Source organism: Parabacteroides caecihominis (genome assembly GCF_023656785.1).
GTDB lineage: Bacteria > Bacteroidota > Bacteroidia > Bacteroidales > Tannerellaceae > Parabacteroides > Parabacteroides segnis.
In genome coordinates, this window is record NZ_JAMOKS010000012.1 from 176,556 (window position 1) to 197,374 (window position 20,819).

The following is a 20,819-nucleotide window of genomic DNA, read 5'->3' on the forward strand; positions in this document are numbered from 1 at the left end:
GCGATGAGACATAATAAGAAATTTAATCATTTAGGTCGTACAAATACTCACCGTGAAGCAATGCTGTCTAATATGGCTTCTTCTTTGATCAAGCATAAGAGAATCTTTACGACAACAGCAAAAGCTAAAGCGCTTCGTAAGTTTGTTGAACCTTTGATCACAAAGTGCAAAGAGGATACAACTCACTCAAGACGTGTGGTATTTAGTACTTTACAGGATAAGAACGCTGTAACAGAACTTTTCAAGGAAGTAGCTCAGAAGATCGGTGATCGTCCGGGTGGTTATACCAGAATTATTAAGACTGGTAACCGTTTAGGTGACAACGCTGCTATGTGCTTCATTGAATTAGTTGATTACAACGAAAACATGCTGAAGGATACTACAGCTAAGAAAACTACGAAAACAAGACGTTCTCGTAAGAAATCTACAGCTGCTGAAACAGCTGCTCCGGTTGCTGAAGCTCCTGCAGCAGAAGCAACAGAAGAAAAAGCTGCAGAATAATTTCTGTAACTTATATACGATACAAAAACAGCCGACATTTTTATGCCGGCTGTTTTTGTATATAAACGAATCAATTTATTTGTTTACTTACTTGATATTTTTCAGAGCTTCCTGCGCAGTTGCATTAGATGGATCGATTGATAAAATCTTGTTCCAGTAAATTTTGGACTTATCCATATCTTGTTTCAAGTAATAATAGTAGCCCAGGTAACGGTAACATTCGGTTAATTCATTGCTATATTTCTCTTTGTTTTTTTCAAGAATGGGAATGCAAGACTCGTAATAGGGTTTGGCTAAACCCTGTTCTGTCTCGGGGTCCAGTTGAGATTGTGTACGTGCCTGCCATAGGCTACCCAGGTGGCTATCCGGTACACGTTCTTTTACAATAGCAAATAGGCTATCAGCTTTGAACAGGTACTTTTGGGCTGCAATACTATCTTTTGCAGCTGCTGTATAGTAATATTTACCTAATTGATAGTAATCAGCAGCTTCCGATTCTTCTCCAAGTGCCTCTATATACTGTGTATAAGCCTTGATGGCCTCAGCATTATTTTCGCTGTTACTATAAACTTCAGCAAGGTCCTTATAGATTTCTGTATGCGAAGAATTTTCTTTTATAGCTTTCTGTAATGCATCTGCTGCCTGATCATATTGTTTTGCTTTGTTCAGCAGGCGACCGTAATATAAATAGTCTTGCCAGATATATTTAGCATCCGGATTATTGAAGAATGTCTTTATTTCTTCCAGTCCTTTTTCGTAGGCTTTGCTTTCGTAATCATTATAGATGGCCAGACGTTTCAATAAAAAGTTATCAGGGTCAATAGCTTGTCCTTCACTGATTATTTTACCGGATTCAACGTATTGTTTATTGAAAAACAAAGCAGAGGCATAATGAACCAGATTGTCTGTTGAGTAAAGACCTCCTGCCATGTAGGTTTTATAAGCTGCTACAGCTTTAGGATAATTCCCTTGTAATGAATAGATGTTTCCCAAATAGCAGTACGCCGGTAAGTAATCCGGATAGTTTGAAATTACTTTCTGAAGCATTTCTATTGATAATGTTGGAGTGACTCCCTGATATACGTTTGCATATTTGATATAAGCTTCTTTGCAGGCCGGATCGAAGTGGATAGCTTGTTCATATCTTCCGGCGGCATCTCCTGGTTTATCTTTGCTGATAAGTAAATCGCCTTCATACAAATAAATGGCGGGGTCGTTAGCATTATATTTCTTCGCATTATCGAGAGCCGCCTGGGCTTCTGCTTCCATTCCGTTCATTGAATAGGCTTTAGCAATAGCGACATAAACAGAAGCCTCTTTTTTATTGATTTTGATTGCTGCATCAAATGCTTTTTGCGCAGTAGATTTATCTGTTTTGAGTAGCACTTTACCTTCACCTACTTTATTATAGGCATAATCAGGAAATGTCGTCCATCCTTTCTGGTAATTAGCCAGAGCTTCGGAAGTTTTATTCTCATCAAAGGCAATTTCTCCCAGATAATATAAGGCTTCAGCCTGCTCGGCAGGAGAACTGCTCAGTTGTTTCTCAAAAAGTCGGCTTGCTATGGTTGGTTCTCCGGCTTTGTAAAAGTCAATGCCTTGCCGGTTATCTGCGTAAACGGCAATAGCGATAAAACTTAAAAGGATTATATATAAATTCTTTTTCATGACTGTAAATATTTATAGGGGTTTATAACTGATCTCTGACATTTACCAACCTTACAGGTTGTGTAGCCGGAAGAATACCTGATTTAAGAATGATCCGCTGTCCCCGGTCGCTAGCTATGAAAGTTGTAAAACCGGAAGCCAGGCCCATGCGGGGTTCTGATAATATCAGATAAACAGGCCTGCTCATCGGATACTTTTTTAATGCGATGTAGGCCTGATACGGTTTAAAACTATTTGTAGCAGTGGCATGTCTGTAAAGACTGACTGCCATTACTTTTATATTCTCAGAAAAACTCATGTTGGTTGTATCAGACGGATTACTGATCCAGTTTACTCCGATGATACCTAACGCTCCACGGTTTTGGGATACATAGTTTATTACTTGCCGGTTTTCTTTCATTGCATGTAAATCCCCGGAAAATGTTTTTCCGTTACAGATTGAATCGATAGCATAGCGTACAGTTCCGGAATTAGGGTTATCGAATACAACTTCGATCCTTCCCGATTGGTTATCGGAACTGAGTTCTTTCCATTCTTTTATTTTTCCCGTCAGTATGTCTCTCAAGACAGGGATACCAATCAGAGAATCTGTATTTTGTTTATTTACAATCAATGCAATGGCATCTGTTGCTATTTGAATGTTTCTGGGGAATAATTTTTTAGTGTTCATAAATTCCGTCTCTTCTTTGGTTAGCGGGCGTGAAGTAATGGCCAGCCGGATGCTATCACGCAGTAAACTGTTGATAGTTTCTGTTTCACCGGAAAAGTAAGGAACAATCCCGGCTTCCTTATAAATACTTTCGAAAACGGCGATTTCTTCTTCTACGACAGGGGCAAAGCAGCCATCGGAAGCAATAGCGATAACGCCACTGGTCGGTGTATCATCCGGAGTATCTGTTTTCTTGTTTCCGCAAGAAACCAACAGAACTATACATACTGTTATATAGAAACTTTTCATCGTTTGCTGTCTTTTATGAGCCTGTAACCTCTGAATAAAGTGTAACAGAAGAACAGAATACCAATTATTATTCGCATAGGGAATGACATATTCTCATTAAACAAGTTTGTGAAAACCAGCAGGAAAGTCATGCCGAGGTATATCATGACCATGAATATACCCCAGGCAAACTTCATATTTATACACTTTACCTCCATCTTATTGCAATTTAAATCGTACCGGAACTGTAAAGTAGACCGGTACCGGTTTACCATTCTGTTTCCCCGGAACCCATTGTGGCAGAGACTTGATAACGCGTAATGCTTCTTTGTCGCAAGCCGGATCCAATTGCCTTAGAACTTCCACTTTCGTGATCTCTCCCGTTGGGCTTACAACGAAGCGGAGGGTAACTGTTCCCTGAATGCCATTTTCGGCAGCGATTACCGGGTATCTCAAATGTGTACTGATGAACTTTAGCAAAGCCTCGTTTCCACCAGGGAATTGCGGCATTTGTTCAACGGCAACATAAGGTTCGGTTTCTTCCTCAATCACTTCCTTGTTGTCTTTCAGGTCTGCAATGTCAATGGCATCTTCACTTTCAGAACCTTTTACGTCTGCCACCGAGATAGCCAGTTTTGAGGTTGTCAGTTCTTCCTGTGTCTTGATTTCCTCTTCATCCCTTACATCTTTATCCGCCTTAATAACAGGAGGGGTAAATTTGATTGTACTTTTCAGTACGGGAGGAGGTGGAGCCTCTAAATTACGGATTTGATTTTCTTCCGGTACCTTCGTTTCCATTTGCAGGTTGGAAAGTGTCGTTACTTCCAGTACCTGCTCTTTGGCGTGCTGGGGAATAACCGATTTGATCAAAGCCGGGATTGTCATGACCAGAATAGCTCCGATAGCTACAATGATCAATGCGCGGATATGTCTGCCGGAAGAATTTTTACGCAACTCGTATGCTCCGTAGTCTTTATTCTTCCCGTTGAAGATCAATTCGCACCACTCCGGTGAATTCAGATTTATATTGTTCATATTAATCATGATCGTTCTTTTTTATTGGTGATACGAATTATTTTCTTTTAGGGCCGGCATTAGCCTCTGCTATTTGTTTAGCGAGTTCTCCGCCGCTTTTCAGGTTGTCGACCAGAAATTTATCTCCGTCGGTTATATCAACGATTGCATATTTACCAATATTGCATATCTGCATTTCGTCGAGTGCATCTACCAGGTCTTTATAAGAAGCATCGTCGGTCGCCTTGATCAGTACGACCGGGGCATCTTTGCCACCTTTTATCTCTGTAGCCTGCTTTTTAAACTCATCTTCGGAAATTTCCTTGTTTAGCTTTTTCACTTTCAACTCCGATATTTGTTGTACAGCGTCGGAATTGCGTTCCAGTAGGATGTTACGTAATCCGGTAGGAGAAAAATCGGTTGTTTTCAGTGATTCTACATGTTCATAATCCGGTTCACCGAAATAGTAGTACACCTTGCTGTCTTCACCCAATATAAGGGTGATGGCTTTAGAGGCTTTCACTTTTGTCTGTTCGGCTTCCGTGACATGGTCTTTCGACGGCATACTGATCTCCATGGTCTGCGGCTTACTCAGCGAAGTACAAAGCATGAAGAACGTGATCAGCAACATATTCATATCCACCATCGGCGTAAAGTCGACACGGATATTGACTTTCTTTTGTTTGCCTTTCTTTCCGTCGCCTTTTCCTTTATCTGTATTTACTTCTGCCATACTGCTTGTTGTTTAAACATTGTCGGGCACATTCTTGAGAGTTGTTATGAGATTATATCTGTTTTCTCTCAGGTCCTGCAATGTGTTCATTATATTTTTGATTTTAGGATATGGCGTCTGTTGGTCGGCTTTGATGGCGATCACCAGGTCGTGGTTCACTTCGCGGGCGTGTTGTATCCAGGCTTTGAATTGGTTGTTCGTGCTATCGGCAGGGATTCCGTAATTCTGCGTCAGACGGTCTTGTTCGGAAGACGGTAGATTCAGGAATTCCTGCATATTCTGGATAGGAACACCAAAGGAAGGAAGAAGGCTGAATTCGTATATTTCTTTGTCGCTGAAGTTAATACCGTAGTCTTGTCCCAGCTTCTTTAATACGTTTGCCTTATCCTCCTGTTTGTCCATGCTCATAAACACTTTCCCTTCCGGATCTACCAGGATGGAAAGAATATTCGTTTCCGGTATTTTTATTTCGGAAACGGAAGCCGGGGTAGTAACCACGACCGGTTCTTTCTGGATGAAGGTAGATGTCAGCATAAAGAAAGTAAGCAGTAACACCGTTACATCACTCATCGCCGTCATGTCGATGAATGTGCTTTTTCGTTTTACTATAATCTTAGGCATATGTTTCAGTGTTTAGCCGCAAATGTTTGTACGATAGAGAAACCTATTTCATCGATGGCATAGGTGATATTATCTATTTTACTGGTGAAATAGTTGTACGAGATAATAGCCATGGCACCGGTGGCGATACCTAAGGCCGTATTGACCAGAGCTTCGGAAATACCGGTCGACAATGCTACCGAGTCGGGAGCTCCGGCATTGGCCAGGGCGGCAAACGAACGGATCATACCCAGTACGGTTCCAAGCAACCCGAACAGAGTTCCCAATGTCGAGATTGTAGCAATAACCGGCAGGTTCTGTTCCATAGACGGTAATTCCAGTGCCGTGCTCTCTTCGATCTCTTTCTGTATGATGACCATCTTTTGTTCTTTGGTCTGATCCGCCCTGTTTTCTACATCAGCGTAACGGGTCAATGCGGCGTTAACGACATTGGCCACAGAACCCTGCTGTTCTTTACAAGCCTTTTGAGCTGCGCCCAGATTTCCGTCTTCAAGGTCTTTCTTTATAGTACGTACAAACCCTAGCAGGGCTTTTTTCCCTTTAGACCGGTTGATGGCAATAAAACGTTCTACACTCAATGTGATTACAGTAAGTAAAAGAGTGATAACAACGGGGACAATGAAACCGCCTTTATAAATTGTTCCTGCATAATTGCCGGGAAGCGGATGATTATCCGGATTATTATCCATAAAGTTGGAAGGATTGCCCAGTACGAAATGAAAGAAGCATACTGCCAGGATAAAGCAAATGATAATGACGATGCCGGCTGAAACGCCATTAGATGTTTTTGATATAACAGATTGATTTGTTTTCATAATTTTGATATTATTAAAGAGATAAAAAACAGAAAATAATAGTCTTAGTGTACAAAAAAGGGAATGCACACCCGGATCATGCCGTATTCGAAGGCACAATCAACAATTATAAATGTCTTATAATAATATCAAATAATGAGTTTTCGCAAAACGTAGATCCATTGATTTCCGCATTTGCGAAGCGAGAGGTAATTTATTGTATGGATAATAGATAATGTCTCCGATATTTTATATTGTGAGGCCTGCTCTTTCAACTTCAAGAGAAGAAGACTCTTATTGCTGTTCGATAATTTGAATAGCCGTTCGTAATTATCGAAAGCCGGTTTGGTGCGTGCAGTTATATCAAGAGACTCAAGAGGAATTTTCCCTAATTCAAACTTCTTTAAATTATTATCGTAGGAGAGGCTCTTTCCTTTCTCATTTTGGTTACATTGTTGAATCGTCTCTTCACTATCTATATTAAGCGTAACCTCCTGACCCATAAAGATCAGGATAAGGAGTGTTAATATGGACAGAACTTTTTTCATGATTCAACAATAAACTTTTTATGTTAAAACACATTGTTAATGCAAAAGGTTGAAACTTTTTAAGAAAAAATACCTATCAATTCGGGGTGTAAATATAGATAAAATATTGAATTGAGAAATGAAGTCCTCTATTTATTCATTGAAAATCTTTATAAGGGTTTGGCAACAATCTTAGTGAACCGTTTGTTATATTTGTACTGAGTGAAAAAAATACAGAATACTAAATATTTAGGTTATGAAAATTGAAAAAGTAATAGGTAGAGAGATTCTTGATTCCCGTGGTAACCCGACAGTAGAGGTAGATGTGCTTCTTGAATGCGGCGCTTTTGGTCGTGCGGCCGTTCCATCCGGTGCTTCTACTGGTGAAAATGAAGCAATAGAACTGCGTGACGGTGATAAAAAACGCTACGGAGGCAAAGGTGTACTGAAAGCTGTGGATAATGTTAACAATGTAATTGCACCGGCTATCATCGGAATGAGTGCATTGAACCAACGTGCAATCGACCATAAACTGCTTCAGCTGGACGGAACAAAGACAAAGTCGAAACTCGGTGCCAACGCCATGTTAGGCGTTTCGCTGGCCGTAGCTAAAGCGGCTGCCAATTATCTCGATTTGCCGTTATATCGTTATATAGGCGGAACCAATACTTATGTATTGCCTGTTCCGATGATGAATATTATCAATGGTGGTTCTCACAGTGATGCCCCGATAGCATTTCAGGAATTTATGATTCGCCCGGTAGGTGCAAAGAGTTTCCGTGAAGGCTTGCGTATGGGAGCAGAAGTATTTCATGCCTTGAAGAAGGTGTTGCACGACCGCGGTCTGAGTACGGCAGTTGGTGACGAAGGTGGTTTTGCTCCGGCTCTCAACGGTACGGAAGATGCTTTGGGTTCTATTATGGCCGCTATTAAAGCTGCCGGATACGAACCGGGTAAAGATGTGACAATCGCTATGGACTGTGCCGCTTCCGAGTTTTACGATAAGAAGGGTATCTACGATTATTCGAAGTTTGAAGGTGCCCACGGTGCCAAACGGACTGCTGCCGAACAGGTTGCTTACCTGTTGGATTTGGTTAACAAATATCCGATCGACTCTATCGAAGACGGTATGGACGAAAACGACTGGGAAGGATGGAAGCATCTTACTAAAGCTTTAGGTGACCGTGTTCAGTTGGTTGGTGACGACTTGTTTGTAACTAATGTTGAATTCCTGAAGAAAGGTATCGAAGAAGGCTGCGCCAACTCTATCCTGATTAAAGTAAATCAAATCGGAACATTAAGTGAAACACTGGATGCTATTGAAATGGCTCACCGTAACGGCTATACTTCAGTGACGTCGCATCGTTCCGGCGAAACGGAAGATGCAACGATTGCCGATATCGCTGTTGCTACTAATTCAGGACAGATCAAGACCGGTTCATTAAGCCGTTCGGATCGTATGGCTAAGTACAATCAGTTGCTTCGTATCGAGGAAGAATTGGGCGATCTGGCTGTTTATGGCTATAAGACGTACAAAAAATAATTCTGACACTTACAGAATCAGATGCAATAGACTGAAGGGCTGCTTCTCAAAGAGGCGGCCTTTTTGTGTTTATGTCCCTTACCTTTATCAGAAAGGCTAGTAGCAACTACCCCGGAGGTTATTTATTTCTAATCGAAAGCATATTATATCTTGCCTTTTTCACGGCCGTCGCAAAGCTTACCGACAGAGGTGGATAAGCTTGCTGACGTCCGTCGGTAAGCTTTGCGACGGCGATGGAAAAGAGAATGAGTCATATCTTTTATAGTAAAAGACAGTATGCTATGCAGGAATAGTCAGTAGGGGGAGCGATAGTTGGCAGGCAGATAAAAGGTGAAAGGTGAAGGGTTTGATTTTCTTTGTTTTATTAATCGTTCACCTGTATAAGTGATTGGTGTTTAGGCTGATATATGCTAAAGGTGAAGAGTGAATGGTTTTTATTCGAATTAATGCATGTAGGAGATGAAATAGCCGGAGTAAAAACAATCTCTTTGCTCCGGCTATTCTATAATAGTGTTATAATTGAGCGAACCATTCACGGATAGCATCAATCAATATCTGATTTTCAGCACTTGTTTGGGTGGACAGGCGGATGTATGTTTCATCCAGTCCGCGGAAGTTGGAGGCATCACGAATCAGGATTCCATTCTTCTCCCACAAGTATTTCTTTAGTTCTGCCGCTGTGCCTTTCTTTAGGCGGACAAGGAAGAAGGTTGTTGAAGTAGGAATGACTTCCAGGTTATCGAATTTGCTTAACTGATAAATCAATTCGGCTGTTTCACGCTGCCACTTACGGATAGGCAAAGTAAACTGGGCCGGATGAATCAGGATATATTTACTGGCTTCAAGCGCAATAGCGTTTACTGACCAGGGGATGATATACTTATTTACTTCGGCAGTTATTTCTGGAGAAGCAACCAGGTAACCGATACGTAATCCCGGAATGTTGTAGGCCTTAGAGATAGACTGGATAAGAATCAGGTTCGGGTGATTCTTAACGTCTGAAGGCTTTAGCATGTCTTCGGTGGTAAAGGCAACATAAGCCTGGTCGATGATGAATTTTGTATTGCGGTTGGCTGCAATCAACCGGAGCAATTCCGTACGATGAATCAGTTTGCCATCCGGATTGTTAGGATTACATATCCAGCAGAAATCCTGTCCTTCCAGAGAAAGCTCCGAGAGGTCGTCGGAGGTTGGGAAGAAATTGATTTCGTGTTCGTGTAGGCGGCAGGCATCTTCATACTCAGAGAAGGAAGGAACGGCAATCGTTGATTTAGCCCCTCTCCAAGCCTGTGCCAACAGATAGAAGGCGGTAATCGAACCATTGGTTACAACTACATTTTCTTCTTTTATTTCATATCGGCGGGCAAGCAGCCTTTTAAGTGAAGCAGCATCCGGTTCCGGATAACGTGTCAGTTTACTGAACTGCTCATTAAGATGTTCCTTGAGTTTATCGAGGTTAGCACCGTGCCATACGTTAGAACTGAAGTTAATCTTTACTTCGTTCTGCGAATTGTAAAAGTCATCACCGTGTCCGAATAGCATACTTTATTTGTTTTATGTAATTAATGTTGTTCTAAAAGGTGGTGCAAAAATACTAATCTTTTTGGCTTTTCCTATCAATTGCCTTATAGATTGCATCCTGTATTCGTTTGCGGATATCCAACTGGCTGAGTTTATTATTGGCACGCGACGGATTGACCCTGTTACAAAGGAAGATATAAAGCAACTGGTTGTCCGGATCCACCCAGAAACAAGTCCCGGTGAAGCCGGTGTGTCCATAGACGGAAGGTGGCGTCAGGCTGCTGCAAGGAGAACCTTTATGTGTTCCCGGGGCAGGCTTGTCGAAACCCAGTCCGCGGCGGCTTGTCGGGCTTTTACTTTGGGTGAAAAGACGACAGGTTTCTGTTGATAAGTATTGTTCGTTGCCATAAGTGCCCTGATTAAGGAAAAGCTGTAATACTTTCGCCAGGTCATTGGCATTCGAAAACAGGCCGGCATTGCCGGAGACGCCCCCCTGGAAAGCGGCAGCTTCGTCGTGCACATAGCCACGAAGTAACTGGCGGCGCACGAACTGGTCGTTCTCGGTCGGGACAATCTGGAGGCTGTCTATTCTTTTCAGCGGGTTATAAGTGGTGTGCCAGGCTCCCAGCCGGCTATAAAAGTCGTTATGCAACAGCTGGTCCATCGGTTGCTTCATCTGGTTTTCCACCATCATTTTCAGCATGATGAAGTTGACGCAGCTATACACATATTTGCCGCGTGTTCCGAGGCGGGAGTCTTTTATTTCCTGCATGATACTGTCTTTGAAGGAATCGTGCAGGTAGAAGTTGCGGGCTACCTCGGTGGTGAATCCCGGTTTCTTCTCAGTAGAAACCAGGTCGGGCAGATAGTTGAAATCATTGCGTACGTATGTTTTGGCATCGAAGCGTACCGGATGGGTCGCATTTTTTACACTGCTGTAAAGGCTGCCTTTGTAACTATCCTTATCGATGGCATTCAGATAGAAATTGATTGTGGAGACAACTCCCGACTGATGGTAAAGCAATTCTTTTATATTCAGGTCTTTCTTGTTGGAACCTTTCAGTTCGGGGAGAAAGTCCGCTATTTTATTATTGAGGGTGAATTTCTTTTCATCGTACGCTTTCATTACGGCAAGTAAAGTCCCGGCCGCTTTGGAGGCAGACGCCAGGTCGTAGACGGAATTTTCCTGTACCTTCCGGCTTTGGTCGTAGTCAAAGTAACCAAAAGCCTTGTCGTAAATAATCATACCGTCTTTGGCAACCAGCACCTGGCAACCCGGATAGGCATTTTCTTCAAGCCCTTCTTCTGCAATGGATCCGATTACATCGAGGCGTATGGGATTGGCTCCGACTTCCTCCGGTTCGTGATAACCTAACCGTGTTTTTTCCGTGAAGATGCCGGCTCCGGCATGGAATACGCCTGGGATGGTAACCGGTAGTTTGCCTTTAGCAGGAATCCCTCCGAAGATGACCTGGGCGGCATATTCCTGGGCAAGAGGCGTACCTTCGTATCCCATCACTACCGCCTTCGCTTTCATAATGGAACTTTTATATTCCTTACAGAAATAGGGCAGGGTAAAGAAGGCATAAACGAGCTCTTTCTTAGTCGCCAGCTGACGGAGTTGCAGGCTTTCAGGGATGCGGACTGTGTGTATGCCGCAGATGATTACATCGTATTTCTCCAACTGCCTGTAAACATGTTGGATTTGTGCAGCAGTTGAACTACGGCTGATGCTGAAGCAGGCAATACTGTCGTAACGCCCCAGCATTTCCTGAAATTCATTTCCGGCAGGCGAACCGATTGACAAGGCGGCAATCTTCTTTTTATCCAGCTGTCTGAGCGGAACCATGTCGGATTCGTTCTTTAATAATGTAATTGCTTCTGCATTGAGTTTGGCGGCTAGCCAGGCAGCATGCGGTGAGTTCAGTCGTTTGCTTAACTCTTTTGTTTCAATCGGTCGGTATTTATTCAGTCCGGTAATGTATTTATACTGGAGTATCTTGATACATTTGGCTTCGATGTCTTCTATGGATAAAATACCTTCGTCGATCGCCTCTTTCACCGCTGTGAAATCGTTAATCGGGGCAGCCGGGGCCAGCAATATATCATTCCCAGCCAGTAATGCTTTTACTGACGGGTTATCCGATTTTTTAGTCGTGGCTCCTTTCATGGCCAGTGCATCTGTGAAGCAAAGGCCTCTGAAACCAAGTTCTTCCTGCAACAGTCCCGTTACAATCGGACGGGAAAAGGAGGAAGGGAGATTGCGGGTTTTATCCAGTGTCGGAACATAAAGATGTCCGGTCATAACTCCGGCATAACCATCATAGATGTAACGTTTGAAAGGATACAATTCAACGCTGTCCAGGCGTGCCCGGTCATGATGGACGGCAGGCAATGTATTATGAGAGTCTTCCGAAGTGTCGCCATGACCCGGGAAATGTTTGGCTACAGAGATGATACCGGCAGCTTCCAGTCCGCGGGCATAGGCTATTCCTTTATCGGCGACGGCACGGGGATTCTCTCCGAACGAACGGAGGCCTATCACCGGGTTATCGGTATTACTATTTACATCTATATCGGGGGCAAAGTTGATTTGAATGCCCATCTCTTTGCATTGGCGGGCTACTTCCTTCCCATATTCGGTAATCAGTTTATCATCTTCGATAGCTCCCAGCATCATGTTTTTAGGGAAACGGGTCGTTCCGCTAAGGCGCATGGACAAGCCCCATTCTCCGTCCAGCGAAACGAACATCGGGACGCGTGATGCTTTTTGCAACCGGTTGGTTACTTCAGCCTGGGTAACAGGGTTCCCTTTATGAAAGAGGATTCCTCCGACCTTTATTTCATTGACGTATCGCATAAGCCGCTGCATGGTGCGGTTATCCGATTTCGGTTCGGAAATCACCATAAAGAGTTGCCCGATCCGTTCATCGTAACTCATCTTATCAAACACAGAATCAACCCAGTGATTCATTTTTGCCTGATCGACATTACGGTACATATTGGGAATAGTCTGTGCTTTGGCCGTTAGTAAACACACAGAACATAACAGCATTGTAAGTATCTTCCTCATCTTCACGTTATCATTATTATCCACCAAAAATAAGAAAATAAGCTGAATAGTCTCTATAGAGTGGCGATAATTCATGAATTATTCCCTCAACAATTTGCGTATCAAATAAATCTTTCGTTACTTTGCATCCGCTTTGCGCAATCTCTGTCGGGAGAAGTAGCCCGTTAAATTGCGTTTCATTTAAAATTACAATTAAAAAGCTATAAAACAATGGATTTAATTAAGATTGCAGAAGAAGCGTTTGCTACAAAGAAGGAATATCCTTCATTCAAGAGTGGTGACACTATTACAGTAGCTTACCGTATTAAAGAAGGTAACAAAGAACGTATCCAGCAGTACAGAGGCGTTGTTATCCGTATCTCAGGACATGGTGACAAAAAACGTTTTACTGTTCGTAAGATGTCTGAGAACATTGGTGTAGAAAGAATTTTCCCGATCGAATCACCGTTCATCGAAAGCATCACTGTAAACAAACTGGGTAAAGTACGCCGTGCTAAATTGTATTACCTGCGTGCTCTTACAGGTAAGAAAGCAAGAATCAAAGAAAGAAGATTCTAATCCTTCGGGATTTAATTGCCATACAAAAAAGCCATCCGATTCGTTTCGGGTGGCTTTTTTGTTGGGTAGGGATAAATGTTTTATAAGCAGGGACAGGCGATTCGCCGATGTTTTTAGCCGTTTCGTCGGTTTGTGTTTTTCCGGCAGGGGAATAGGGTTATCTTTGTCACCTATAAATAAAACACTTATGCAACATTCCGTGAAAAACAATCTGCTGATTGGTTTTATCGTGTCAGTGCTGTTAAGCCTATTCGTCAACTTTACCATGTTGATGCATACTTATAAAATGCAGTCGCTGGGAGTCCCTTTCCCGGGGAACCATCCATCCGGAGATGAATTTCTTTATTATTCCTTATTTTGGTTTTTCGTATATGCCTTTCTGCTGTTTATACTGGATTCTCAAATGTATAAGTTGGGCGACCGTCTGTTTTGTAATAAAGAATATAAAACAATCCTGTTGTCTGCCGGTGTGACAATCGTCTGTGGCATTGCGCTCTTTTTCATGTATCCGGTCATACACCGTTTTGTGATGATCGACCTTTTGGAAGTTGATCAAATGTTCCGTTCTGATAGTTTTGTTATAATGGAAGATGCGGCAAGAAAGAAAGCGGCACCCCCTGCATCCCCTGATCCGCATATGTCTATGGTTCTCAGCCGGGCGACAGATTTCCCGAAACCTTTTCTGACGGAGCATCTGTTTATACTGTTAACCGTTTTGTTGAGTGTCCTTTTGATACGCCTGCTGAATGGTAAACAACAGATGATGCTTGAATATGAACAATTGAAGACTGAAAAACTCCAGACTTCATACAATGCTTTGATGGGACAGATCAACCCTCATTTCTTTTTCAATTCCCTGAATGGGCTGAACTCCCTGATTAGGAGCGGGGAGAAGGAGCAGACATTGACTTATCTGGATGAGTTGTCGAATGTTTTCCGTTATATCTTGCAGAGCAACAAGAAAGAAATGGTTACGCTGGCAGAAGAATTGCAGTTTGTGAAAGCATATACTTATCTCCTAGGCGTCCGTTATGAAGGGAAGCTATTCTTCTCTATTCAAGCGGCTCCGGCACTTTTATTATGGCATTTGCCCATCCTGAGTATTCTGCCGCTGATCGAAAATGCGGTTAAACATAATGTGATCAGCAAGCAGTATCCGCTGCAAATCGACGTTTATACTACTAAAGAGAACCAACTGGTCGTATCCAACAGGGTACAGCCGAAGGTGGAAGAGAGCACGGGGAGCGGCATCGGGTTGAAGAACCTCTGGGGACGTTACCGGATGCTTACCGGAAAGGATATCCATATCTCCAACCGGAAAGATTATTTTAAGGTAACCCTTCCTTTGCTGAACGGTACCGGACGGGTATAACAATTAAAAGATTAAACTGTATGAACGCTGTAATTATCGAGGATGAAACGGCTGCTGTTGGTAGCCTGAAAGCAATTCTTTCGCAAAACACCATGATGCCTGTCGAGGTAGTGGCCGAACTGGAGAGTATAGAGGAAAGCGTTACTTATTTCCATAACTATCCCCAGCCGGATATTATCTTTATGGATATCCACCTGGCTGACGGCTCAGCCTTCAAAATATTCGAACAGGTGGAAATCGCTGCACCGGTCATTTTTACGACGGCCTATGACGAGTATGCCCTGCAAGCCTTTCAGGTCAGCAGTATCGATTATCTGCTGAAACCGATCACGCTGACTTCCCTTGAACGGGCGTTAGGCAAATTGCGCCTCTTCAGCCCCGAAGAGCGGTTGGCCCATATCCGGCGAACGAACGATACCATACAGGGACGGCATGTCATAAAGAGCCTTCTGATCATGCTCACCGACAAATTTTACCCGTTGCAGGTAGAAGATATCCTGTATTTTTATACAATGAATGAAAAGGTTACTGCTTATACCTCCGACGGCAAGCTGCATCCGGTAGACCGCACCCTGGATGCCCTGGGCGACCAACTGGATGAAAAGCATTTTTTTCGTGCCAACCGCCAGTTCATTATCTCCCGGAAAGCCATTAAGGATATTGACCTCTGGTTCGGCAGCCGCCTGTCGGTCAACCTCACATTGCCTATTCCGGAACGTATCATTATCAGTAAAACGAAAACCCCGGTATTCAAGAAATGGATATTGATGGAAGAATGATCCGGTGAAATACTGCATCATCGAGGTGATTTTTTTCACCCTCTTCCTCCGGGCGATTCACCGACCCAATTCTACCATTTATCGGTTCTTAACCTTTGTTCACCGAATATTCTTATTTATTTGTAGTGTAAACTTAAAAGAAAAGCGACTATGTTGAAATGTATTACTTTCGATGGAGATGCTTCTACGTTGAATGCTCTGATGGGCTATTTTGAGAAGTTGGATAAAGCATTGGCTGATGTGCATGAAGTGTTGCACAAAGAACAGACTGAACAACCTGTTTTTGTTCGGGAAGGAAGTAAGATCATTCGCCTTCGTAAAGAAGAGATTCTTTTTCTGGAAGGCTATGGCGATTATGTGAAGATTCATCGCACGAACGGCAAACCGCTGCTTTCGCAGGTCAGCCTGAAGCGGTTTGAAGAAAACCTCACCGACAGTTTGTTTTGCCGTGTGCACCGTTCTTATATCGTATCTCTTTCCCACATCAGTTATATCGAACGGAAACGTATCCGCATCGGTGACGAGTTGATCCCGATCAGCGACTCCTACCTTCCGGCACTTATGGGGCGGTTGGCCTTGCAGGAATAGGTCTCCCTGTCCCTGATAACTAAAAAGATTCTATAAAAATGTAATTTGAGGAACAATGCCGTAATCCTGTCTGTTTGGAGGAAAATTAAAAACAAATAGACTATGAATTACGGCATTAGTGTTCTTTTCAGGGCTATACCCTTGTTGATGGCCCTGTTCTGTTTCGGTTACGGCTGGTTCGTGTATGAATATGGAACCGACCCGAGCCGTTTTGTGGCCGGCCCGGTCGTATTTTCTTTGGGTATGATTTGTATAGCCCTGTTCTCAACGGCGGCAACCATTATCAGGCAGATCATTAATACTTTCGGAGAGATCAGCCGGTATGCGCTTCCGGCATTGGGATATTTGTCGGCTATCCTGACGGTCGTTGCAGGGATATGGATTATGCGGTCGCCCGATACGGCATCGTTTGTAGCCGGTCATGTAATCTGCGGAGTGGGACTGATTACCGCTTGTGTAGCCACAACAGCTACCTCTTCCACCCGGTTCACCATGATTACCGTCAATTCGAAAAAGACAGGCCATGATATTCCGCCCGAGGCTTTTACCCGTGCCCAGGGACTGACCCTGATTGCTATTGCCGGACTGATCGCCTTGACCGCCTGGATATGGGCATTCTGCCTGTTAGCCCATAGCGACCAGGGCTCGAAATATTTTGTGGCCGGACATGTGATGATCGGCCTGGCCTGTATCTGTACGAGTCTGATTGCCTTGGTAGCGACTATTGCCCGGCAGATCAGGAATATATTTTCTCCTACCGAACGCGAATTCTGGCCTATTATGGTATTGGTCATGGGTAGTATTTGTGTTGTATGGGGAATTATCCTGATCCTGGCTACCATCAATCCGGCAAACGGTACAACAGGCTATATCATGATCGGACTGGGATTGGTATGCTATAGCATTTCCAGCAAAGTGATCCTGCTATCCAAAATATGGCGGCACGAATTCAAATTATCAAACCGTATTCCGTTGATACCTATATTTACGGCATTGACTTGTTTGTTCCTGTCCGCCTTCCTGTTCGAACTGGGTTCCGCACATGCTTACTATTTTGTTCCGGCCAGAGTTTTAGCCGGCTTGGGTGGCATCTGCTTTACTTTATTCTCCATTGTCAGCATTCTGGAGAGCGGGACATCTTCGAAATGATGAAAATTGTGGCTTATTGCTCTTTTGTTTTTTCTTTATCAATAACAGCTTCAATCTGAGGAATAAGAACTGGTATAATGTTTTTTGCAACGTCCCATACAATTAGGTAGTTAACCCCCATATAATCATGTATTAATTTATCACGCATACCGGCCATTTGTTTCCATGAAATATCTTTCCATTCATATTTAACATCGGCCGGTATTTTTTTTGTCGCTTCACCTATAATTTCAAGGCTACGGGCTATGGCTCTTTTCAATGTCTCATCCGAAAGGAACTGATACATAGGCAAGTTTTCTGTTACTACGGAGGTGACAAAATTACATTCTTCAAGAATATGTTGCAAATAAACAATATGGGATTTAGACATATTCTACTTCGTTGAGGATTTGTTTACCAATAAAGGGACTTAATCCCTTCAGGGTTACTATATCCAGTTTGTGTTTATGGAAGAAGCCTTCCAAGGTATCACATACCGACATGAAATTTTGATAAGTTTCTTTTCCATCTTCGAAATCAATGAGAATGTCTATATCACTGTTCTTATTATTCTCACCTCGTATGACAGAGCCAAAAAGACCAATTTTACTTACTCCGTATTGGGAAGTGAGAGTCTTTTTTAAGAGTGAGAGTTGTTTTAAAATTGTATCTTTTTTCATGATGGATATATTTGTAGTCACAAAGAAAATGATTATTCTTTATCTCTGCAAATTCTTATCTTTATTCTTCGTGAAAAACGACTATGACCTTACAGTTTCAACTTATAAAACAACTCACTCAGCGTATACGAAACCGTCATCCCGAAAGTGCTTTGTCCGTATACATCATTATTTAGTTGGGTCTTATCGTAGTAAAGGGCTACGTTGATCCGTCCGTTCGTTACCGGAAGTCCCATTCCGGCACTGAAGCGGTAGGTGTAACCTTTTTGCCCGTTGATCTGCAAGTAAGGAGTCGACAGGTTTACCCCGGCCTTATATGAACTGCGTTTCCAGAAACTCGAAGACGAATAACCGTTGGGCGAATAATCGAACCCCAGCCGCAACTTATGCGAATCCCTGAATTTTACCCGGCTGTCGCCCGATGAAAGGCTGCTGTACTGGTGGAAATCATAGTCGAGCGCATAAGTACATTTCTTGTAGGCCAGCGAGCCGCCTATGCCGGCAAATTGAGGCAGATATTGGGTCGTATTCCTTTTACTCTCCTCCGTTTCGCTGCTGCTATAAACGATCGCAATTGAGTTTTCAATGCTCAGGCGCTGTTTATATCCGTAAACGGCCCCGATTGTAAAAGCTGTCTCTTTTCCGATCTGGCGGTGATACTGCAATCCGAAATCAGCATAGAACGCATGCGTGTACATTCTGTTCTCTACGGAAATGCTGCTCTGGCTTTCCGTAAGTTTGGTGTTGCCGAAGATGTAACTGACGTTGACGCCGACCGATAGATTCTTGCCCAACATAAATGCATTGGTCAGGTAAACCTTCGACAGCCCGCCATATCCTTCGAACGTACTTGTATAGTATGAACCGGGTGAACCTTCCAGCGGTTCCGTACTCTGGAAATAATAGCCGACCGATGAATAAGGGGTCAATCCCGCTGCCATATACCAGTGCGGCATGATACGTCCTGCCAGCGTGAAAGCCGACATATTCCCGGTGAAAGCATTGCTGTTGCCGTTTTTCGACTGGTACGACTCGCTTTTCATAAAGGCCGATGTCTCGGCAAACAACCGGAGCGTGTCGAGCCCCGTCAGGCCAGCCGGATTTTCCGTATTGAGCAACCAGGTGCCGCGCATACCTGTCGATACACCTCCCATCGCCGAATTGGAACCATACAATCCCGTTACGATCTCGCCGATCCCGAACATCGAGTAAGGCGACGAGGTCATTATATTTTGTGCATGGACGGGAAGGGTCAGTAAAAGGAATAGAGTCAGATGCTTAATAACTTTCATATACTTTGTAGATTAGCTGTAAAACAATGGGCGAACGGCCTTGCTGGTCGCTGAAGGTCAGGTTGCGGAATGTCTTTGTATAAGTATCTTCGTCGAATACCAGTTGCAGGTTATGCTTATACATACCGAAAGTTCCCAGTTCCTGTTGCATAAAACTGGTAATGTCGAAGTAATAATAGGTATTTTCATCATACGTATCGTCTTTTACCAGTGTTCCGCTTTGCACCTCTTCACCGAGATAGTCGGTCACGGCATCGGTAACCACGTTGTTCTCGTCGGCGATATAAAGATAAAGGCTGTCGGGCAGGGCATTCGTTGCCGAAAACGTGCCCGGTTCAGGATAAATCTTTAGCAGTGCGCTTTCAATCGCCACCTGCTCTCCCTGCATAAGGATATTATTGATATAAGGAAATTCCAGGCGGGCATACCATCCCAGTCCGCCAAATAAAACACCCCTGTTATCCAGTTGGGAGGAAGGGATTTCCTTCTGGCCGGGAGGAAACGGTTCCATCGCCGTACCGCTCCGGTCATGCTCGTAATGGTTGAACTGGGTGCTGGTATTGGGCGTAAAGGTCAGTTCCTGTTCGTTTTCCTTTTCATCTATTATATGGTAATGGAGAACGAGCACGGCTGAACTGTCCGCTACCTGGAAGGAGAGGAGCGACTGGTTGTCGGCCCCTTCGGGAATAACGACCAGCCCTTTGAAATAATCTTCGAAATAATCGGAGTTCACCTGTACGTCGCGGCTGTGGAAACGGGTCAGGAAATCCTGTCCCATTTCGTCCGGGAGGCGCACTTCCACCTCTTCCCCGCTGTTCGGCCGCGGGATAAAGCTATGGCTTGCCAATGGTTCGGGTTCATAGGTGAACGACGAGGTGTTATAAAGATAACCGTTGTCTCCCAGCCTGAGTTTCTGGGTCAGCCTGTGTACGTTGAAGCGTTGGGCCTTCAGCGTGTCGCCGATATAATAACCTCCGTACCTGAAGGTGAGCATAAGCGAATCGAGTACGACGCGCTCGTCTATATCGGTATTATAGGAAGGACGGTTATAGGATACATAACCGGAGGAGGACATTTTGCCCCATACCGGATGCGTATATTCACCCAGCAAGACGAGCTCCTTGCCGGAGGTTTCCAGCGAGTCGATCAGCATGGCTGCGACTGTCACCGTACTGGTGTCGGTACTGATATTGCGGAATGCCGAAGATACTAATCCGTTACCATACTTATTACTCTCGTCATAGCAGGATTGGAAGAGGCAACCGGCTGTTGCCAGGCATATCCATAGCAGAAAAAGGCTTCTTTTCATATTTGAATTTGTTTGTTTCGTTGACTTATAGTGACTGATGGTAACTGTTTCCCCTCTCGAGAGACTGTGTAAAAACATATCTCAAAAAGATCTTTGACATTTTGTATAGTAAATAGAAAGAAAATTAGTTCTGGAAAAAGTTCTTGTTCTCAAATTTTGGCTGAAATCGACCTTGTTGTAG

General features: G+C 43.6%; 20 protein-coding genes. 7 read left to right on the plus strand and 13 right to left on the minus strand.

The genetic code is table 11. The annotated features are described in order from the left end of the window. Positions 1–3 precede the first annotated feature (3 nt). Positions 4–501 carry a 50S ribosomal protein L17 gene (gene rplQ, locus NBH14_RS12335; RefSeq protein ID WP_010800551.1) on the plus strand — a complete coding sequence of 166 codons (498 nt, stop codon included), beginning with the start codon at positions 4–6 and terminating at the stop codon, positions 499–501. An 87-nt stretch (positions 502–588) separates the two neighbouring features. Here the strand turns inward: rplQ and NBH14_RS12340 are convergent, their stop codons facing one another. The 7 genes from NBH14_RS12340 to NBH14_RS12370 all read right to left on the minus strand — a co-directional run bounded on the left by NBH14_RS12340 (position 589) and on the right by NBH14_RS12370 (position 6,816). After that, complete coding sequence (locus NBH14_RS12340; protein WP_186959398.1) at positions 589–2,169, minus strand: tetratricopeptide repeat protein; 1,581 nt, start codon at positions 2,167–2,169, stop codon at positions 589–591. 22 nt (positions 2,170–2,191) lie between these two features. Beyond that, on the minus strand, positions 2,192–3,127 hold the full coding sequence (locus NBH14_RS12345; protein WP_186959397.1) for a PstS family phosphate ABC transporter substrate-binding protein: 936 nt from the start codon (positions 3,125–3,127) through the stop codon (positions 2,192–2,194). Between the two features lie 198 nt (positions 3,128–3,325). Next, the gene (locus NBH14_RS12350) at positions 3,326–4,141 is read right to left on the minus strand and encodes an energy transducer TonB (RefSeq protein WP_186959486.1); all 816 of its coding nucleotides are present in this window, start codon (positions 4,139–4,141) and stop codon (positions 3,326–3,328) included. A 37-nt stretch (positions 4,142–4,178) separates the two neighbouring features. Beyond that, positions 4,179–4,853 (minus strand): ExbD/TolR family protein, encoded by a 675-nt coding sequence (locus NBH14_RS12355; RefSeq protein WP_009859519.1) that lies wholly within the window; start codon positions 4,851–4,853, stop codon positions 4,179–4,181. Between the two features lie 12 nt (positions 4,854–4,865). Then, positions 4,866–5,474: an ExbD/TolR family protein gene (locus NBH14_RS12360; protein ID WP_186959396.1), complete on the minus strand. Its 609-nt coding sequence runs from the start codon at positions 5,472–5,474 to the stop codon at positions 4,866–4,868. A gap of 5 nt (positions 5,475–5,479) precedes the next feature. Then, complete coding sequence (locus tag NBH14_RS12365; RefSeq protein ID WP_128133241.1) at positions 5,480–6,289, minus strand: MotA/TolQ/ExbB proton channel family protein; 810 nt, start codon at positions 6,287–6,289, stop codon at positions 5,480–5,482. Positions 6,290–6,417: 128 nt separating this feature from the next. Then, positions 6,418–6,816 carry a hypothetical protein gene (locus NBH14_RS12370; RefSeq protein ID WP_186959394.1) on the minus strand — a complete coding sequence of 133 codons (399 nt, stop codon included), beginning with the start codon at positions 6,814–6,816 and terminating at the stop codon, positions 6,418–6,420. 235 nt (positions 6,817–7,051) lie between these two features. Between NBH14_RS12370 and eno the strand changes: the two genes are divergently transcribed. Beyond that, positions 7,052–8,338, plus strand: coding sequence for a phosphopyruvate hydratase (gene eno / locus NBH14_RS12375; protein ID WP_128133239.1), 1,287 nt, complete (start codon positions 7,052–7,054; stop codon positions 8,336–8,338). A 513-nt stretch (positions 8,339–8,851) separates the two neighbouring features. Here eno and NBH14_RS12380 read toward each other — a convergent pair. Then, positions 8,852–9,880 carry an aminotransferase class I/II-fold pyridoxal phosphate-dependent enzyme gene (locus NBH14_RS12380; protein WP_128133238.1) on the minus strand — a complete coding sequence of 343 codons (1,029 nt, stop codon included), beginning with the start codon at positions 9,878–9,880 and terminating at the stop codon, positions 8,852–8,854. Between the two features lie 52 nt (positions 9,881–9,932). After that, positions 9,933–12,932, minus strand: coding sequence for a serine hydrolase domain-containing protein (locus tag NBH14_RS12385; protein ID WP_186959393.1), 3,000 nt, complete (start codon positions 12,930–12,932; stop codon positions 9,933–9,935). A gap of 210 nt (positions 12,933–13,142) precedes the next feature. Here NBH14_RS12385 and rplS point away from each other — a divergent pair, with 210 nt between their 5' ends. The 5 genes from rplS to NBH14_RS12410 all read left to right on the plus strand — a co-directional run bounded on the left by rplS (position 13,143) and on the right by NBH14_RS12410 (position 17,378). Beyond that, a complete protein-coding gene (rplS, locus tag NBH14_RS12390; RefSeq protein ID WP_009859510.1) occupies positions 13,143–13,490 on the plus strand; it encodes a 50S ribosomal protein L19 in 348 nt (115 codons plus the stop codon). A 187-nt stretch (positions 13,491–13,677) separates the two neighbouring features. Continuing rightward, positions 13,678–14,862: a sensor histidine kinase gene (locus NBH14_RS12395; RefSeq protein ID WP_186959392.1), complete on the plus strand. Its 1,185-nt coding sequence runs from the start codon at positions 13,678–13,680 to the stop codon at positions 14,860–14,862. Between the two features lie 20 nt (positions 14,863–14,882). Beyond that, positions 14,883–15,641 carry a LytR/AlgR family response regulator transcription factor gene (locus NBH14_RS12400; RefSeq protein ID WP_009859506.1) on the plus strand — a complete coding sequence of 253 codons (759 nt, stop codon included), beginning with the start codon at positions 14,883–14,885 and terminating at the stop codon, positions 15,639–15,641. A gap of 150 nt (positions 15,642–15,791) precedes the next feature. After that, positions 15,792–16,229: a LytR/AlgR family response regulator transcription factor gene (locus NBH14_RS12405; protein WP_010800543.1), complete on the plus strand. Its 438-nt coding sequence runs from the start codon at positions 15,792–15,794 to the stop codon at positions 16,227–16,229. Between the two features lie 102 nt (positions 16,230–16,331). Then, positions 16,332–17,378, plus strand: coding sequence for a DUF2776 domain-containing protein (locus NBH14_RS12410; protein WP_128133235.1), 1,047 nt, complete (start codon positions 16,332–16,334; stop codon positions 17,376–17,378). A gap of 13 nt (positions 17,379–17,391) precedes the next feature. Here the strand turns inward: NBH14_RS12410 and NBH14_RS12415 are convergent, their stop codons facing one another. The 4 genes from NBH14_RS12415 to NBH14_RS12430 form a co-directional block, all read right to left on the minus strand. Next, a complete protein-coding gene (locus NBH14_RS12415) occupies positions 17,392–17,664 on the minus strand; it encodes a HepT-like ribonuclease domain-containing protein (protein WP_250817474.1) in 273 nt (90 codons plus the stop codon). Between the two features lie 76 nt (positions 17,665–17,740). Then, a complete protein-coding gene (locus NBH14_RS12420) occupies positions 17,741–18,037 on the minus strand; it encodes a nucleotidyltransferase family protein (RefSeq protein WP_186959390.1) in 297 nt (98 codons plus the stop codon). An 89-nt stretch (positions 18,038–18,126) separates the two neighbouring features. Then, complete coding sequence (gene bamG, locus NBH14_RS12425) at positions 18,127–19,329, minus strand: BamG family beta-barrel-assembly machinery protein (RefSeq protein WP_186959389.1); 1,203 nt, start codon at positions 19,327–19,329, stop codon at positions 18,127–18,129. Next, a complete protein-coding gene (locus NBH14_RS12430; protein WP_186959388.1) occupies positions 19,316–20,638 on the minus strand; it encodes a DUF4270 family protein in 1,323 nt (440 codons plus the stop codon). The genes bamG and NBH14_RS12430 overlap by 14 nt, the downstream gene beginning before the upstream one ends. Positions 20,639–20,819 lie beyond the last annotated feature (181 nt).

What these genes read in the sequence shown, in the direction of transcription:
- rplQ (WP_010800551.1), top strand. Translation starts at nt 4, where the DNA reads ATGAGACATAATAAGAAATTTAATCATTTAGGTCGTACAAATACTCAC.
- NBH14_RS12340 (WP_186959398.1), bottom strand. Translation starts at nt 2,169, where the DNA reads ATGAAAAAGAATTTATATATAATCCTTTTAAGTTTTATCGCTATTGCC.
- NBH14_RS12345 (WP_186959397.1), bottom strand. Translation starts at nt 3,127, where the DNA reads ATGAAAAGTTTCTATATAACAGTATGTATAGTTCTGTTGGTTTCTTGC.
- NBH14_RS12350 (WP_186959486.1), bottom strand. Translation starts at nt 4,141, where the DNA reads ATGAACAATATAAATCTGAATTCACCGGAGTGGTGCGAATTGATCTTC.
- NBH14_RS12355 (WP_009859519.1), bottom strand. Translation starts at nt 4,853, where the DNA reads ATGGCAGAAGTAAATACAGATAAAGGAAAAGGCGACGGAAAGAAAGGC.
- NBH14_RS12360 (WP_186959396.1), bottom strand. Translation starts at nt 5,474, where the DNA reads ATGCCTAAGATTATAGTAAAACGAAAAAGCACATTCATCGACATGACG.
- NBH14_RS12365 (WP_128133241.1), bottom strand. Translation starts at nt 6,289, where the DNA reads ATGAAAACAAATCAATCTGTTATATCAAAAACATCTAATGGCGTTTCA.
- NBH14_RS12370 (WP_186959394.1), bottom strand. Translation starts at nt 6,816, where the DNA reads ATGAAAAAAGTTCTGTCCATATTAACACTCCTTATCCTGATCTTTATG.
- eno (WP_128133239.1), top strand. Translation starts at nt 7,052, where the DNA reads ATGAAAATTGAAAAAGTAATAGGTAGAGAGATTCTTGATTCCCGTGGT.
- NBH14_RS12380 (WP_128133238.1), bottom strand. Translation starts at nt 9,880, where the DNA reads ATGCTATTCGGACACGGTGATGACTTTTACAATTCGCAGAACGAAGTA.
- NBH14_RS12385 (WP_186959393.1), bottom strand. Translation starts at nt 12,932, where the DNA reads ATGAGGAAGATACTTACAATGCTGTTATGTTCTGTGTGTTTACTAACG.
- rplS (WP_009859510.1), top strand. Translation starts at nt 13,143, where the DNA reads ATGGATTTAATTAAGATTGCAGAAGAAGCGTTTGCTACAAAGAAGGAA.
- NBH14_RS12395 (WP_186959392.1), top strand. Translation starts at nt 13,678, where the DNA reads ATGCAACATTCCGTGAAAAACAATCTGCTGATTGGTTTTATCGTGTCA.
- NBH14_RS12400 (WP_009859506.1), top strand. Translation starts at nt 14,883, where the DNA reads ATGAACGCTGTAATTATCGAGGATGAAACGGCTGCTGTTGGTAGCCTG.
- NBH14_RS12405 (WP_010800543.1), top strand. Translation starts at nt 15,792, where the DNA reads ATGTTGAAATGTATTACTTTCGATGGAGATGCTTCTACGTTGAATGCT.
- NBH14_RS12410 (WP_128133235.1), top strand. Translation starts at nt 16,332, where the DNA reads ATGAATTACGGCATTAGTGTTCTTTTCAGGGCTATACCCTTGTTGATG.
- NBH14_RS12415 (WP_250817474.1), bottom strand. Translation starts at nt 17,664, where the DNA reads ATGTATCAGTTCCTTTCGGATGAGACATTGAAAAGAGCCATAGCCCGT.
- NBH14_RS12420 (WP_186959390.1), bottom strand. Translation starts at nt 18,037, where the DNA reads ATGAAAAAAGATACAATTTTAAAACAACTCTCACTCTTAAAAAAGACT.
- bamG (WP_186959389.1), bottom strand. Translation starts at nt 19,329, where the DNA reads ATGAAAGTTATTAAGCATCTGACTCTATTCCTTTTACTGACCCTTCCC.
- NBH14_RS12430 (WP_186959388.1), bottom strand. Translation starts at nt 20,638, where the DNA reads ATGAAAAGAAGCCTTTTTCTGCTATGGATATGCCTGGCAACAGCCGGT.